We start from the raw sequence: 14,794 nt of genomic DNA on the forward strand, positions 1-14,794 counted from the left end.
ACCGATGATCAAACGACTTCTGGTGACGGGCGCCGGCGGCCGCCTTGGGCATCTTCTGCGCGAGCCGCTGAAAGGATCGGCGGAGATCCTGCGCCTCTCCGACATCATCGACATCTCTCCTTCCCGTCCGGGCGAGGAAGTGGTGCGATGCGACCTCGCCGATCGTGCGGCGGTCGATACACTGGCGCGCAACTGCGACATGATCCTGCATCTCGGAGCGATCTCGGGCGAAGCGAGCTTCGACGCGCTGATTCAGGCGAATTTCCTCGGCACCTACAATCTCTACGAGGCGGCTCGCAAGGCCGGCGTCCGGCGCATCCTCTTCGCGAGCACCAACCATGTGATCGGCTTCCACCCGGTCGGCGAAGGGCTCGACGACAGGTCGGAGCGACGGCCGGACAGCCTCTACGGCGTCAGCAAGTGTTTCGGCGAGGACCTTTCGCGGCTCTATTACGACAAGTTCGGCCTCGAAACGGCCTGCCTCCGGATCGGCAGTTGCTTCGAAGCACCGAAGGACCGCCGCACGCTCTCCACCTGGCTCAGCCCGCGCGATTTCCTTTCGCTCGTCCGAAAGCTCATCGGGGCCCCCGTGATCGGCCATCTGGTGCTCTACGGCGTCTCGGCAAACCGCGACGCCTGGTGGTCGAACGCCCATGCCGATTTCCTCGGCTGGGAGCCGCAGGACACGAGCGAGCCCTATCGCGAGAAGATCGAGCGGCGCGAAGGCCAGCCCGCCGGTGGCAGCCACTACCAGGGCGGCCGGCTCGCGACCAAGGGGATAGTCGGTAAGCGGTGAAACACATTTGACACTGGGGCCTAAGTACCGGTTTGGTCGTCGTCGACAGAGTCAGTACACCAGCGTGGCCAAGATCAATCCCGCATAGGTAAGTTGGTGCATCAATTGATCCGCACCATGCATAGCCCAGTAGGCGCGGGTCGAAGCGTCAGCGCTACTGCGCAGTGACAAGAACGCCTTCGCGTAATCGATGAGGTAATGAACGATGAATTCGGCAAGGACGAGAACGACAACCCGTCCCAAGTCGGCGCCGACCAGAAGCAGCGCCGGAACGGTTCCGAGCGCATGGGTCCCCGCATGGACATAGCCGCCGATCATCCGCAAATCGCCTTTGCCACGCAGAACCCAGTCCGGCTGCAGCACGTAATCAGCAACGAAATGCTTGAGCTGTAAGTAAGCAATCATCATCGCCGTGATAAGTGCCATTTCCATTGTCTCCTCCCTGAAACGCGACATCCGGCGGGTCTATCGTGTACACGGCCACTGGTTCGGCCTTGCCGCGGACCGTAGCTAGGCCGAGAGACGTCGTGTGCGCAAATGCATCGGACGCCTGCACCGTCGCATCGCTGAGGACGATCTCGACGCCATGCTCCTTGGCAACGCCCACGAGCCTGCTCGCCAGATTGACCGTGTCGCCGATGGCGGTGTAGCTCAGCCGCTCAGCCGAGCCGATATTGCCGATCAGCGCCGTCCCGCTGTTGATGCCGATGCGCACGCGGACCTCGCCATGCCCGACTGAGACGGGCGGCTCTGTGTGCATCGCATCCCGGATTGCCGTTGCGGCGCGGCAGGCCCGAGCGGCGTGATCCGCCTGCCTTCCGGGTGCATTCCAGATGGCCATAACGGCATCGCCGATGAACTTGTCGACCGTACCGCCCTCCGCATGGATGGCGGCGACCGCGGTCGTCAGGAAGCGCGTCAGGTGCGGCTCGACGGCCGGTCCGAGCCTCTCGGTCAGTTCCGTGAACCCGGGCAGGTCGGCGAACATCACCGTAATGTCGCAAAGCTCACCGCCCGGCTTCGGCTCGATGCTACCTTCGACGAGCGGCCGCACGACGTCGAGCGGCATGTAGCGAGCAAAAGCCGAAAGCCCGATCGACATACGCTTCAAGGCGTCGGAGAAGTCGTTGAGCTCGGCCAGAAAGGTCGGGTGATGCCGGACGCTCTCAAGCGAGAAGTGCTCGACCGCACGCAACTGTACCGCCAGCCGCGCGAGCGGCCGAGCAAAGAGCAAATTGGCGAAGACGACGGCCGTGGTTGCCGCGAGACCCGCAATTGCCAAGACTGCGATCGGAATGCGCCGGATATTCTCGTCGATGCCGCTTGCGAAGGTCGACCGAGGCGTGGCGGTGATGAGCCGCCATCGCTCAAACGGAAGGCGCGACGACGACACAAAGACGGGTCCGAGTGCGGCGCTTTGCGTGACGGCACGAAACGCAGCTCCTCCGTTGAGAGCCACCGCCTCTGCCGCGGCCGCCGTGACGGCATCAGACTCCGGGAAATCGGAAAAGTGCGCCGCCATCACACCGTCGGAAGGCTGCGAGTTGGCCAGTACGCGGCCATGCTCATCGAGAACGAAGGCCTTGCTGCCGACTGGCATGTTGACCGCCTTGAGCGCTTGCGACAGGCGTCTGAGACTAACCGCCACCATCACCACGCCGGCAAACTTCCCGAACATGTCGACGCGCGTCGAGAGGACGATGGATGGCTCGAACCCGTTCGGCAGAACATTGGTGACCGTCCAGACAGGGTCACCTCCGTCCCTTCCCAGACGATACCAGGGCGCGCCGAGCGCCACATAGGCGCTTTCCGCCTTGATGCGCTGCTCGAAAAAGATGTCTCCGGGGATCGGCCGATAGCGGTCACGCCTGAGTTGACGCAATTCTCCCGGCTCGGCGACGCCGATTTCGACCATTTCGATCCGCCCGTCGGCAGTCGCATGCGAACCGAAGAAGCGCCCATCCGGAAAGCCGAAGCCGATCCAGGTGATCGCCGACTGTTCGCGTAACAGGGAAAGGAACAGGAACTCGCGTTTCACCTCGTCGCCGGCGCTGATGGCACCCTGGAAAAAGATGGATCGGACGATCTCAGCCGTGCTCGAAACGAGGGCGAGCGTCGAGGTGAGATCATTGCGGACGGACCCGGCCGTCTGCGTATCGAGACTGGCTACGACCTCGTCGATGTTCTCGCTGGCGGCACGCTGCCAGATAAGATGGATGAGCGCGGCAGTCGACAGGACCGCGAGCAAGAGCAGAAGCACGACGACTTGGGCGAGCTTCGGGCGATACATCGCTAGCCCTCGTTTCTGCCGGTGATCAAACGGGCGGCCCGATCGTTGCGGACATAAGCATGGGCCCAGTCGAGAAAGACCACGAGGCGATTACGGAAGCCGACGAGGAACCAGAGGTGGGCGAAGTTCCAGACAAGCCATGCGGCATAGCCGGAGAGCCTGGCATTGCCGAAATCCGCAACTGCTGCCTTGCGGCCGATGGTCGCGAGATTGCCGTAGTCACGGTAACGGAATGGCGTCGACTGCCGTCCCGCCACGTCGTCGAGAATGGCGCGCGCCGCGTAGCGACCCATCTGCTTGGCCGCCGGTGCCACGCCCGGTACAGGGCACCCGTCCACACCAGCGACTGAAGCAGTGTCACCGATGACGAATATTTCGCCGTGCCCCGGCGGATTGAGGCGCCCGTCGACCAGGACCCGTCCGGCACGGTCGGCCGGCGCGGCGATCCACTTGGCGGCGCGCGAAGCCATGACGCCTGCGGCCCAGAGAATGCAGGCGGAGCCGATTTCAGTTCCGTCCGCCAGCCGCACGCCGCTGTCGTCGCAGCCGGCGACGGCATTGCCGAGCAGGACCTCGACGCCAAGCCTTTCGAGTTGTCTCTGGGCTTTCCTCGAAAGGCAGGGCGGCATCGCTGGCAGTATCCGCTCACCCGCCTCGACGAGCACGACCCGGGCGGAGGACGAATCGATGCGCCGAAAATCACGAACGATCGTCCTTCGCGAGAGCTCGGCGATAGCGCCGGCCAGTTCGACACCGGTCGGCCCGCCGCCGACGACAACAAAGGTCAACAGCGTCTGACGCAAGCGGGGGTCATCGGTCACCTCCGCCCGTTCGAAGGCGGAGAGGATGCGCGCCCGGATCGCCGTCGCATCCGTGATCGTCTTCAGGCCCGGGGCGTGGTCCGCCCAAGTATGGTTGCCGAAATAAGTGTGGCGGGCGCCGGTCGCGACGATCAGGTAGTCATAGGGGATGCGCCGGCTACCGGTCACGACGCATCGCGCGCCGGTATCGACCGCCTCGATCTTGTCCATCAGAACCGTGGCATTCGACTGCCGTGAAAGAATGCGGCGGATGGGCATGGCAATCTGCGCCGGCGAGAGTCCCGCGGTCGCCACCTGATAAAGGAGAGGCTGGAACAGGTGATAGTTTCGCCGGTCGATGACGGTGACTTCGACCGGCGCGCGGCGAAGCGTCAACGCTGCATTCAGGCCGCCGAAGCCCGCACCGAGAATGACCACGCGCGGCCGGTGCATTGTCCGCTCCACGCCGGCCGCGATCTTGCCCGGCGCGGAGCCGCTCTGAACAGGCGTCACCGACATCGCTCAGCCTCCGGCACGGATGCGTCGGGCGACCAGATGATCGACGGAAATGACGCCGGCGCCGCGCGATAGGATGAGCAGAAGCAGGCTCGTCCACATCAGATGCTCGACCCAATGATCCGGGTAGACGAAGATCTGGATGGTGGCGACGACGCCGAGCAGCATCAGCGACGCGAGCCGCGCGAGCAGTCCCAGGGCGAGCATCGCCGCGCCACTGAGTTCCGCCGCTGTTGCCATAAGGGCGGCCAATCCGGGATCGAGCAGCGGCACGCGATATTCGAAGGCGAATAGCTGGAGCGTTATCGGCCAGGATGCAAGCTTCGTCTGAGCGGATTGCCAGAAAATCTCTGCGATCGCCGCGCGGGATGCGAGTTGCACGATCGATAGCGGCAGGGCGGTCGCCAACGCCACCACAGTGTCGTGAAGCCTGTATATCGTTTTGGAAATACTGACGGGTGTTGCGCGCATTGTGGTCATGACACTCTCTCCTGTTGGTTGGAAGACCGCTTCATGCGATGGATGCCGATGACGAGTTCGCTGACGAAAAGGCCCGTCAGCGCGCGGGCAATATCGAACTCAGGCGAATGGCGGCAGGCGCGAGCGACCGCAGCCTCGATTCCGCTGCCCCGCATCAACATGTGCCAGAACGCAAACTCCGCGGCGTCGAGGCGCAGGAAGCGAACGGTGTCGGCACGTCTCCACAGCGCAATGCGTTCCGGCTCGCGTTCGAGATGGGCGAGTTTGTCGGGATTGCCTCCCTGCTGGTGCGCCGCCCATATGGTGAGGGCGGGCCAGCGGCAGAGAACAAGTCGCAACGAGGGCTGTAGGAAAAGCGCGAAGGACCCGCTCGAAAGCCCTTCGTAGAGCTCGATGAGTGTGCTTGGCCGCTCCAACGGCGCGTCGAGCGCTTCGGCGACCTTCCACTCCAAACGCGCCACCTCGGAAACGAACGGCATATCGGCGGTTCCCTCGAAGCGCGCGAGGAATGGCGCAAATCCTGCGCCGTAACGCGAAAGGCGCGGCTCTTGTGGCGGGCTGTTCCGGATGAAGCAGCCGGCTAGGTAAGTGAAGTAGCGCTCGTCGAGCAGCCGCACCGTCACGGGAAACACGGCCTTCAACGTCGTCGTGAGCGAGACCAACGTATTGTTGCGGTAGATATTGGGCCGCCTTGTGGGATCGAAACGACCCCGCTCGAGGAGCGGCAGGATATCGGCGGGACCGGTCGTCAGAACCGCACGCGCGACGACGCTCTGCAAGGCTTCAATGGAGGACATGGCCGTCCCTCCTGCAATGGTCCGTTGGGCACTTGCCGCAAGCGGCTCTAACTGCTGCTATGGCAGCGAGCGCCGGGAAACGGATGCCACTGGCGTTGTCGCGGCGGGGTAGCGTCATTGTCTCGAAACGGCTGTCCGGCACGGCGACCGGCAGCTCCTCCGGGCGCTCGCCGAAGGCGATACTGCGGGCGAGCATGTCTGCCCACATGGCTTCGCCCAATAGGACCTCGAGCGGCGGCACATCCGTGTCCCATTCGATCAGTGTCGGTCGCGGGCCGATCCTGCGGAGAGCGTGGGCATAGAGCGACCAGACGGCCGGCGGCACGCGCGACCCATGGTCGTCGATGAGAATGACGTCGCCGTCGACCTCGTTGACGGCGTGGCCGGCAAGGTGAATTTCACCGATCGCTTCGGCAGGCAGGGCGTCGATAAACTCCAATGCATCGAAATCGAGGTTGCTTGCGGAGACATGCACGTTGTTGACGTCCAGCAGCAAGCCGCAACCCGTCCGGTTGACGAGCTCGCTCAGGAACTCGGCCTCGGTCATGCTCGATTCTGCAAAGGCCAGGTAGGCCGAAAGGTTTTCGATGAACACCTGACGCTTGAGCGTGTCCTGCAGCCGGCCGATGTTCCCGGAAACGATGGCGAGCGCCTCGTCATCGTAACGGAGCGGCAGGAGGTCGTTGAGGTAGGCGCCGTCGGCGACGCTCCAAGCAAGGTGCTCCGAGACGATCGCCGGCTGGAAGCGCTCACAGACGAGACGCAGCCGCTCCAGATGAGCTCGGTCGAGACCCGAGGCGCTGCCGAGCGACAGTCCGACGCCGTGCACCGAAAGCGGATAAACCTCGCGCAGCTTCTCGAGCGCATCCACGGCCGCTGATTGGCCCATGTAGTTTTCGGCATGGACTTCCAGCCAACCCGCAGCAGGCCTGCGGGAAAGCACCTCGGCAATGTGTATCGAACGGAGGCCGATGCCCGCAGCGCACGGCACCGGGTGGGTGGGAAACGTCTTGGGCATCGGTCTACTCCCTTTTTGCTTGTTTTCCGGAGGCCGTCAGGCCTTGGGGGCGTTGCTGCCGCCGGCGATCTTTCCGCAGGTGCCGGCAGGCACGTAGATCCAGGCGTCCGCCTGGTCGTCCATCGTCGAGGTGCCCGCGCAGGAATGCGTGGCTGTCTGGCAGTCGTTCTGCCCGGCCTTGACGATCCCGTAGCATTTCTCGAACGAGAACTCCGGCTGGGCGGCCGGTCCTGCCGATGCGGTCGACGCGGAGACGGAGGCGATCGCGGCAAGCGCGGAACTGATGAGCGTACGAGTGTTGATCATTGAACATCTCCTTGATCTGACGTTGTTCAAACCGGGTATCGGCCTGATACCGATAAGCTTCGCAGACCGCTCGAGCTCTTTGAAATGCTGTTCAGGCATGGTTTCGATAGGCCGAAAATATCCGCCGGTGACGGGCGCACCTGAGACGAAAAAAGCCCCCCGGATCGGGCCTATCGGGCCGTATCGGGAGGCAGGGCTGCCGCGGGAGGGAGATGGCAAGGGAGGTGCGCTCGACCGGTGGCGACGCGCCTGATTGGTCGGGAAGCGTCGAACCGCCTAGAGGTAACGCGTACTGATATCGACGCTCGAACGCTTCCCTAGCGCGTCATAGTTCGCCATCAGCCAGTCCTCCGCGCATTGTCGACCGCGGTCACGGAGGTCCACGAGGGCTCCCCACTCGGCATTCAGCTTGCTTGAGACGCTGAGGTTTCTCATTGTCTCGTCGTCGGAGATGCCGTGCACGAATATCCGCTTGAGCCCGAGGGAATTACCCGTCTCGGAATCGATCAGTTGCGTCACGAAAGCGATTGCTCGCATCTCCCTGAGCAGCGACGAATTGAAGCTGATTTCGTTGATCCTGTTCAGGATTTCAGCCGCAGTCCGCGGCAGTTCCGTTCGCTCGAGGGGATTGATGTGCACCACCAGCACATCCGGAGTATCGCAGCCGTAGATCAAAGGGAAAATTGCCGGGTTCCCCATGTAGCCACCATCCCAATAGGCCTCGCCATCGATCTCGACGGCCTGGAAGAGGAACGGCAGACAGGCGGATGCCATCACCGCATCGATCGAGATCTCGTCATTGGAAAAAACCTTCACCTTGCCGGAGCGCACGTTGGTGGCGCAGATGTTCAGCTTCACGGGACAACGGGACATGCGGATCGCATCGAGATCGATCGACTGTTCCAGAACCTGGCGCAGCGGATTGTAGTTCAATGGGTTGAACTGGTAGGGCGATAGCAGCCGAGTCACCATGTCGAAGACGACGAAGGCGGGCGAATACTCCAAGGATTTCGCCCCGGTCAGGCGGTCGAGCAAACTCGGCTGCAGAGGACTGAAGGCTGCCGCATGGCTGATGCGACGCCAGAAATTGGCGAGAGCCCTTTGCGCGCCGCTGCGTCCACCCTCCGCAAGCCCATAGGCCAGGACGGCGGCGTTCATCGCGCCGGCACTGGTCGCAACGATGCCTTCGAAGGAAAGGTTCGCCTCGTCGAGCAGCCGGTCGAGGACGCCCCAGGTGAATGCGCCATGCGCACCGCCGCCCTGAAGCGCCAAGTTTATCGTTCGTGGTGGACGGACGTCCACGGACGCCCTTTCATGGTCGTGAGACGCCGGCAACTTCACGTTGGCGTGCTTGTTCATGGCTCTCCTCCTTTTTTGCCACGGGCAATCAATGCGCTGTCCATCCGCCATCGACGGGGATCGCCGCCCCGGTTATGGAGGCTGCGGCACTGGTGCACAGAAAGACGCTCAGCGCCCCCATCTCCTCGACGGTCGCGAAGCGCTTGGTCGGCTGGTTCTTCAGGAACACATCGCGGATGACGGCATCGCGCGCGATGCCGTGGGACTTTGCCTGGTCGTCGATCTGCTGTTCAACGAGCGGCGTCCACACATAGCCAGGGCAGATCGCATTCGCCGTTATGCCGAACTCGGCGCCCTCCAGAGCTAAGACCTTCGTCAGACCGACGAGGCCGTGCTTGGCCGCCACGTAAGCCGATTTGAACGGAGATGCGACGAGTCCATGAGCCGAGGCGACGTTGATGATGCGTCCATACCCGCGGGACTGCATTTGGCCATAGGTCGCCTGAACGAGATGGAACGCGGCGGAGAGGTTGACCGCCATGATCGCGTCCCACTTGGCGGCCGGAAATTCGGCAATCGGTGCGACATGCTGGATGCCGGCATTGTTGACGACGATGTCGACCTGGCCGAAGCGCGCGACGGCGCGCGCCACCATCATTCGGATCGCCTCGGGGCTCGACATGTCCGCGCTGTCGAACGCGACGTCGACGTCGTTTTCGTCCGCCATCGCAGCTCGTTGTCCCTCGATCTCGGCCGGGTTGCCGAAACCGTTGAGCATCACCGCGGCACCCGCCCTTGCCATTGCCTGTGCGATGCCGAGACCGATACCACTTGTTGAACCGGTCACGATGGCACTGCGGCCCTCGAGCGTCCTGCGCCCGAACATTGAATCGATCTCTGCGTCAGTTGCCTTGAGCATGTAACGTCTCCTCACGTCTCGGCCGAAGAGCCTTTTCGAGTAGAGGATGCCGCCATACTCATTCCAACTGAAATGCTACTGTGCTATGAAATCGATAGGTGAATTGCATTGGTGCAGGCGCCACGCGCGTAGGAAGTTGGCCGCCTCGACAAAACCTTGCGGGGGCGGGCATGGATATTCACCACGTGCGGTATTTCCTAGCAGTCTGCGAGACGCGGAACTTCACGCGGGCGGCAGAAAAGTCCAACGTGACCCAGCCAGCACTCAGCCGGGCAATTCAACAGCTCGAAGACGAGGTCGGTGGGCTCTTGTTTCGGCGGGAACGGAACCTGACCCACCTTACGGATCTCGGAAACCTACTTCGACCACGATTCCAATCAATACTCGACGAACTATCCGGCGTTAGGCAGGAGGCGTCGCGCTTCCTGTGCCTTGAGGATGCGCATGTGAAGGTCGGCATCATGTGCACAATCGGGCCGCGTCGGTTCACCGGTCTCCTGACCGACTTCAACATGCGCCACCGAGGCATCCAGCTTCAGCTCGTCGAAGGCGTGCCGTCCAGGCTTTCAGAGCTGCTTGAAGAGGGAGAGATCGATGTCGCTATCATGGCGAGCAGCGACCGCTTTCCCGAACGCTTCGACGTGACGCCGCTGTTTCGTGAAAGATTCATGCTTGCCTTTCCCGCCGGTCACCGTCTCTGCCAATACCAGGCCGTTCCCATCACCGCGATAGATGGTGAAATTTACCTAAGGCGCGTGAACTGCGAATATTGGGATTATTTGACGGACCTATGCGAGTCCTCTGGCGTGAAGACGCGCATCTCCTATTCGAGCGAGCGGGAGGACTGGATTCAGAACATGGTGGCCGGTGGCCTCGGAATCTGCTTCATTCCCGAGTACAGTGCCGTCATTCCTGGCCTCCAGGTCCGCCCCGTAACCGAGCCGGAGGTTAGTCGGGAGGTCTGCCTCGTGACCGTCGCGGGTCGTCGGTTCTCGCCGGCCGTTGCCACCTTCGTCGCAGCCGTCAAATCCTACGGCTGGGCCACACCGCATTCCGGCATAGACATGCGCCGGTCGGCCGCCGATACCTCACCTCTTGCGCAATAGCTCTAAGCTATGGAATTCAAAAGCAGGCGGCATTTCTTTGTCGCCTGAATGTCCCGCAATCTCCTCATGCCGGCGGAATGTCTCCGGCCGGACCATAAAGGAGAAACGGACATGACCCAGAAATCCATTGCAGGACGCCCCTCGTTGGTCGTCGCCGGGGCGCTCGGCCTCTTTGTAAGCGCACTCGCGTCGCCGTCGGCCATGGCGGGCGAATGCCCTAAGGATCAAGTAGCGGCGGATGCGATGGCGCCGGGCGCGACTACGCCGGAAGGTGTTACCGACGAAGTCCTCGCCTCCATCGATCTTTCGTCGAAGGGCGGCGACTGGAAAGGCAATGCGCTCAGGCTGCGAAAACTGGTTGTGCAGCCGGGTGGCGTCGTTCCGTGGCATGCGCATGATGCGCGCCCTGCCAATATCCTGATTCTTGAAGGCACCATCACCGAATACCGCAGCAGCTGCAAGGTGCCGATCGAGCACAAGGCGGGCGAGGTTACCGCAGAGTTCGGCGATCTTGCCCATTGGTGGAAGAACAACGGCAAAGAGCCGGCCGTGCTCTACTCCGCCGATATCCTGCCGCCGATGGCAGACAACGCCGACACCATGTGAGCACGGCGACAGCACAACTTCCCTAACTCGGACGTTTCCGGCCACCGGCGGGAAACGTCTCCGCTCCAGGAGAAAAGGCGATGACGAATCTCGATCGCGCCGCGCCTGCGCCCGTCTCCATTCGGACGACCCCGGCGGCAGAACGCTTGCACTTCGGCATCATTTCACTCATCGCATCTCTGACGCTCGTCGATCTTTTCGCTGCCCAGGCGATTTTGCCGTCGCTACAGAGACAGTTCGCGGTCAGCCGTGCCACGATGGGCCTCGCGGTCAACGCCAGCACCTTGGGCATGGCGGTCGCTGGCCTGGCGGTCGGCATATTCGGACGCTCGCTCGACCGGCGCAACGGGATTTCGATCAGCCTGACCTTGCTTGTCCTGCCGACGGCGCTGCTCGCTGTCACCCAAGACATAATGCTTTTCGCCGGCCTTCGCGTGGCGCAGGGCCTGTGCATGGCCACAGCATTCACACTCACCATGGCTTATCTCGCGGAACACTATCCGGCCGACCGAGCAACGGGTGCGCTCGCCGCCTATATCACCGGCAACGTCGCAAGCAATCTCTTCGGCCGCACCCTGTCGGCTTGGGTGGCTGATACCGGCGGTCTGTCGATCAACTTCCTGACCTTCGCCGTCCTCAATCTGGCGGGTGCGGCGTTGGTCTGGACCACATTGAAGCGCACGGAACACATAATGCCGAACCGACAGATGCGCAGCATCAACGGGAGCTGGCGCTGCGTGCTTGGCAACCGGGGGCTGCAGAGCATGCTTGCTGTCGGCTTTCTGATCCTCTTCGTGTTCATTGGGACCTACACCTACGTGAATTTCCGGCTCGTTGAGCTGGGTCTTTCGCCCATGCAGCTCGGGCTCGTCTATTTCGTCTTCCTGCCGTCACTGTTTACGACGCCACTGGGCGGGGTGATTTCGCGCCGCCTTGGAGCCGCACCGGCGATCACGCTCACCCTCTTTGTCGCGATCCTCGGTCTCATCGCCTTGTTGAGCAGCGGCCTTGCCGTGGTGCTCTCCGGTCTCGCGCTAATCGCCGTCGGCACTTTTCTCGCCCAGGCTCTGGTCACAGGCCAGGTGGGCCACATCGCCGACATCGAAAAGGCGGCCGCGAGCGGAGCCTATCTCGCCTCCTACTATACGGGAGGCCTGTTCGGCAGCCTGGTGGTCGGCCAGATCTACGATCATCTTGGATGGAGCTTTTGCGTGCTGGCGTTGGTGTTGACACTCGTGATCGCCATCCTGATGACGCTTCCTCTGCGAACCGAGCCACAAACCATAAAATCCGATTATCGAAACGGACACGAGACGGCATTACCAAAATCCAGCGGCCGCACGCATCCTTGACATGCCGCTTGGCAACACAGAGGAGTTTCAGATGATCACGATCAGCAATGGAATACGGTCGGCCGCCCTGATTGTCACGGCGGTCGCGGCGTCGGCTCAAACGTCGACAGCACAGGCAGGGAACAGCGACGGGGTTGTCACCGTCAAAAGCCGCTATTCGGTCGGCGAAACGGTAGACCGGATCAAACATAGCGTCGAGGAAAAGGGCATCACGCTGTTCAGCGTCATCGATCAGGCGAAGCTCGGCAACGCCGCCGGCAACAAGGTACTTCCGTCGCGCCTGGTGACATTCGGCAATCCAGCGCTTGGCACAACATTCATCACCGCCAACCCTCTCGCGGGTCTCGATTGGCCCGTTCGCGTTCTTGTCTACGAAGCAGAGGATGGATCCGTCTACGCTGCCTATACCGACTTCGAATGGATCGCCAAGCGCCATCGTATTGCAAACAGAAAACACGAATTCGTCATGGCGTCGGAGGTGATCAGGGCCGTTACCGATGACGTGAAGAAATAGTAACCCTTTAAGCGCTCGCCTAAGCTCTCTGAAATGAGTTGGCGAGCGCATGATCCGCATTGGTCCGCACTGAGCTTGCGATCTGAGCGTCGATTCGCGCTTGCCGAAATGCGTCGCTGGAAAGTGTTCCCGTCAAGCATATGGGATCTTTTTAGCCCGAACGTGAACATCCGCGCGGCGTGCACATGGCTAGTGAAGAACGGCTCTCGACCCTGGCTGTGTAAAAACGCTGATGCCATGGCCAATTGTGGGATATGAGCGTTGCTCAAGCGTCATGGTAGGCGGTTTTTGCCTTCGAGCGCCCTCCAGATGCCGAATTGGCCTCTATGCCGGCGTTTGACGGGAGCGTTTCATCCAATCGTGATGGGCGAGGCTATTACCCCTGTATTGCCGCCACCAGTGCCTTGGAGCCGATGATGTTCATGACCCGGGTCATGTTATAGGCGAGTACGTGCAGCGCCATTTCCGCGCGCACGTTCGGCAGCCGCTTGGTGAGGAAGTGCGTGGCTCCCATCCATGATTTGATCGTCCCGAAGGGGTGCTCGGCGGTCACGCGGCGTTGCCGCATCTTATCAGGATCAGCATCAAGCCTTGCCTGCATCGCCTCAAGGTGATGCTCCTGCTCCCAACGCTGAATGCGCCACACTTGCTGGTCGTGCACTTGGACCGCATGGCGCAGCTTGGACAATTGCTCGACCAGTAGCGCCTGATCATCAGGTCCGCCTCTTCTCGCGTGTACCGATAGATCAACCGTTCGCCGCCGGGCAGAGATAGACATCCTCGTCCTTGAGATACCGGAAGTCCTGCTTGACGAAAAGCCCCTTGATCCGATTGGCCGACGTCATGGGCTTGGGCATGGTCACCGTGATCTTCTGCTCGACGCAGGCGAGGACCTCTTCGCTGTTAAAGTAACCGCGGTCAGCCACGACCTCGAGATGGTCTGCCTCAAAGGCTTGCTTGCTGGCCTTGGCCATGTTGGCAAGTTGCGCCCGGTTGCCGACATTGGTCACCTCATGGGCAACGATGAGGTGATGTTCGGTGTCGACTGCGGTCTGAGTGTTGTAGCCGACCATGCCCGAGCCTCGGCCGCTGGTCGCCATTGTCCGGCTATCGGGATCGGTGAGCGATACCTGCTGGTCGGGCGTTTCCAGCATCTCCTTTTCGATCTCCTTCAGCCGAACCATCTCCTGTCGAAGCCGTTCAACCTTCTCCTGCAGGCGCTCGATCTTGGCGGAATGAATGTCGTCGCGCTCCTGCCGGTCGGCGCTGTCCATCTGGTGGAGATAGCGGGCAACGCTCTCTTCGATCTGCGCCATGCGCCGCGCCAGCTTGCCCTTGGTGAAGTTCCGGTCTCGGTTGTTGACCGCCTTGAACTTGCTGCCGTCGATCGCAACACTCGGCTTGGCGAGAAGGCCTATCTCGCGGCACAGCCGCACAAAGCCGGTACAGACCTTCTTGATGGCACCACCGTTATCGCGTCGAAAATCGGCGATGGTCTTATGGTCAGGCACAAGACGCCCAACCAGCCACATCACCTCAATGTTGCGTCCAGCTTCGCGTTCGAGACGTCGGCTCGACTGGATTCGGTTCAGATAGCCTTAGATGTAGAGCTTGAGCAGGATCGAGAGATGATAACCGGGGCGCCCGGTATTGCTTGGCTCACAGCGTACAAAACCGAGATCGGCCAGATTGAGCTCATCAACGAAGACGTCCACCACCCGAACCGGGCTATCCTCATGCACCCAGTCATCCAACTGCTCGGGAAGCAGTGTACTCTGGCTCCTGTCGGCACCCTCGATATACCGCTTCATGAATCCCCCTCGACTCATGTCAAAGGCTATCATGTTCGGCGTTTTCACACAGCCTGGACCCGTAGCGGTCGCCGGTGATGGGCAAAGAGAACGTCGCAACTCCACCGCAAAGCGGATCTCGCAACCATCCTTTGTTCGGCGTTCCGTGACCATGCTAAAATGCTAACTTACGGAGCTTCGCGAG

The 14,794-nt window shown here is 61.7% G+C and carries 14 protein-coding genes and 1 pseudogene; 5 read left to right on the plus strand and 10 right to left on the minus strand.

The window, feature by feature from the left end:
• Positions 1–4: 4 nt before the first annotated feature.
• Positions 5–796, plus strand: coding sequence for an NAD(P)-dependent oxidoreductase (locus SS05631_RS25685; protein ID WP_037415922.1), 792 nt, complete (start codon positions 5–7; stop codon positions 794–796).
• A gap of 51 nt (positions 797–847) precedes the next feature.
• Here the strand turns inward: SS05631_RS25685 and SS05631_RS25690 are convergent, their stop codons facing one another.
• The 9 genes from SS05631_RS25690 to SS05631_RS25730 all read right to left on the minus strand — a co-directional run bounded on the left by SS05631_RS25690 (position 848) and on the right by SS05631_RS25730 (position 9,221).
• Positions 848–1,228 carry a DUF3307 domain-containing protein gene (locus SS05631_RS25690; protein ID WP_037415919.1) on the minus strand — a complete coding sequence of 127 codons (381 nt, stop codon included), beginning with the start codon at positions 1,226–1,228 and terminating at the stop codon, positions 848–850.
• Entirely contained in the window at positions 1,164–3,086 is a 1,923-nt protein-coding gene (locus SS05631_RS25695; protein WP_037415915.1) for an adenylate/guanylate cyclase domain-containing protein, read from the minus strand. The genes SS05631_RS25690 and SS05631_RS25695 overlap by 65 nt, the downstream gene beginning before the upstream one ends.
• 2 nt (positions 3,087–3,088) lie before the next feature.
• Entirely contained in the window at positions 3,089–4,405 is a 1,317-nt protein-coding gene (locus SS05631_RS25700) for an NAD(P)/FAD-dependent oxidoreductase (protein ID WP_037415912.1), read from the minus strand.
• A gap of 3 nt (positions 4,406–4,408) precedes the next feature.
• Positions 4,409–4,882, minus strand: a complete 474-nt coding sequence (locus SS05631_RS25705; protein ID WP_037415906.1) for a DoxX family membrane protein — start codon at positions 4,880–4,882, stop codon at positions 4,409–4,411.
• Positions 4,879–5,679: a putative DNA-binding domain-containing protein gene (locus tag SS05631_RS25710; RefSeq protein WP_037415902.1), complete on the minus strand. Its 801-nt coding sequence runs from the start codon at positions 5,677–5,679 to the stop codon at positions 4,879–4,881. Before SS05631_RS25710 ends, SS05631_RS25705 begins: the two co-directional genes overlap by 4 nt.
• A complete protein-coding gene (locus SS05631_RS25715) occupies positions 5,666–6,697 on the minus strand; it encodes a DUF692 domain-containing protein (protein ID WP_037415899.1) in 1,032 nt (343 codons plus the stop codon). Before SS05631_RS25715 ends, SS05631_RS25710 begins: the two co-directional genes overlap by 14 nt.
• 36 nt (positions 6,698–6,733) lie before the next feature.
• Complete coding sequence (locus SS05631_RS25720) at positions 6,734–7,003, minus strand: DUF2282 domain-containing protein (RefSeq protein WP_018237578.1); 270 nt, start codon at positions 7,001–7,003, stop codon at positions 6,734–6,736.
• Between the two features lie 276 nt (positions 7,004–7,279).
• The gene (locus tag SS05631_RS25725; protein ID WP_037415895.1) at positions 7,280–8,362 is read right to left on the minus strand and encodes a patatin-like phospholipase family protein; all 1,083 of its coding nucleotides are present in this window, start codon (positions 8,360–8,362) and stop codon (positions 7,280–7,282) included.
• 28 nt (positions 8,363–8,390) lie between these two features.
• A complete protein-coding gene (locus SS05631_RS25730) occupies positions 8,391–9,221 on the minus strand; it encodes a 3-hydroxybutyrate dehydrogenase (RefSeq protein ID WP_050988194.1) in 831 nt (276 codons plus the stop codon).
• A gap of 170 nt (positions 9,222–9,391) precedes the next feature.
• Between SS05631_RS25730 and SS05631_RS25735 the strand changes: the two genes are divergently transcribed.
• The 4 genes from SS05631_RS25735 to SS05631_RS25750 all read left to right on the plus strand — a co-directional run bounded on the left by SS05631_RS25735 (position 9,392) and on the right by SS05631_RS25750 (position 12,799).
• Positions 9,392–10,327 (plus strand): LysR family transcriptional regulator, encoded by a 936-nt coding sequence (locus SS05631_RS25735; RefSeq protein ID WP_037415892.1) that lies wholly within the window; start codon positions 9,392–9,394, stop codon positions 10,325–10,327.
• A gap of 111 nt (positions 10,328–10,438) precedes the next feature.
• Complete coding sequence (locus SS05631_RS25740; protein WP_037415889.1) at positions 10,439–10,933, plus strand: cupin domain-containing protein; 495 nt, start codon at positions 10,439–10,441, stop codon at positions 10,931–10,933.
• 80 nt (positions 10,934–11,013) lie between these two features.
• Positions 11,014–12,285, plus strand: a complete 1,272-nt coding sequence (locus SS05631_RS25745; protein WP_037415887.1) for an MFS transporter — start codon at positions 11,014–11,016, stop codon at positions 12,283–12,285.
• A gap of 31 nt (positions 12,286–12,316) precedes the next feature.
• Entirely contained in the window at positions 12,317–12,799 is a 483-nt protein-coding gene (locus SS05631_RS25750) for a DUF302 domain-containing protein (protein WP_037416013.1), read from the plus strand.
• A gap of 376 nt (positions 12,800–13,175) precedes the next feature.
• On the opposite strand, the pseudogene SS05631_RS25755 reads toward SS05631_RS25750, so the two are convergent.
• Positions 13,176–14,610 (minus strand): annotated as a pseudogene (locus SS05631_RS25755) (IS1182 family transposase).
• Positions 14,611–14,794 lie beyond the last annotated feature (184 nt).

It is taken from the genome of Sinorhizobium sp. CCBAU 05631 (assembly GCF_002288505.1).
Classification (GTDB): domain Bacteria; phylum Pseudomonadota; class Alphaproteobacteria; order Rhizobiales; family Rhizobiaceae; genus Sinorhizobium; species Sinorhizobium fredii_C.

Bases quoted from the DNA above. Each gene is read 5' to 3' on its own strand.
- SS05631_RS25690 (WP_037415919.1), bottom strand. From the start codon at position 1,228: ATGGAAATGGCACTTATCACGGCGATGATGATTGCTTACTTACAGCTC.
- SS05631_RS25715 (WP_037415899.1), bottom strand. From the start codon at position 6,697: ATGCCCAAGACGTTTCCCACCCACCCGGTGCCGTGCGCTGCGGGCATC.
- SS05631_RS25740 (WP_037415889.1), top strand. From the start codon at position 10,439: ATGACCCAGAAATCCATTGCAGGACGCCCCTCGTTGGTCGTCGCCGGG.
- SS05631_RS25695 (WP_037415915.1), bottom strand. From the start codon at position 3,086: ATGTATCGCCCGAAGCTCGCCCAAGTCGTCGTGCTTCTGCTCTTGCTC.
- SS05631_RS25745 (WP_037415887.1), top strand. From the start codon at position 11,014: ATGACGAATCTCGATCGCGCCGCGCCTGCGCCCGTCTCCATTCGGACG.
- SS05631_RS25705 (WP_037415906.1), bottom strand. From the start codon at position 4,882: ATGACCACAATGCGCGCAACACCCGTCAGTATTTCCAAAACGATATAC.
- SS05631_RS25685 (WP_037415922.1), top strand. From the start codon at position 5: ATGATCAAACGACTTCTGGTGACGGGCGCCGGCGGCCGCCTTGGGCAT.
- SS05631_RS25730 (WP_050988194.1), bottom strand. From the start codon at position 9,221: ATGCTCAAGGCAACTGACGCAGAGATCGATTCAATGTTCGGGCGCAGG.
- SS05631_RS25710 (WP_037415902.1), bottom strand. From the start codon at position 5,679: ATGTCCTCCATTGAAGCCTTGCAGAGCGTCGTCGCGCGTGCGGTTCTG.
- SS05631_RS25700 (WP_037415912.1), bottom strand. From the start codon at position 4,405: ATGTCGGTGACGCCTGTTCAGAGCGGCTCCGCGCCGGGCAAGATCGCG.
- SS05631_RS25720 (WP_018237578.1), bottom strand. From the start codon at position 7,003: ATGATCAACACTCGTACGCTCATCAGTTCCGCGCTTGCCGCGATCGCC.
- SS05631_RS25735 (WP_037415892.1), top strand. From the start codon at position 9,392: ATGGATATTCACCACGTGCGGTATTTCCTAGCAGTCTGCGAGACGCGG.
- SS05631_RS25725 (WP_037415895.1), bottom strand. From the start codon at position 8,362: ATGAACAAGCACGCCAACGTGAAGTTGCCGGCGTCTCACGACCATGAA.
- SS05631_RS25750 (WP_037416013.1), top strand. From the start codon at position 12,317: ATGATCACGATCAGCAATGGAATACGGTCGGCCGCCCTGATTGTCACG.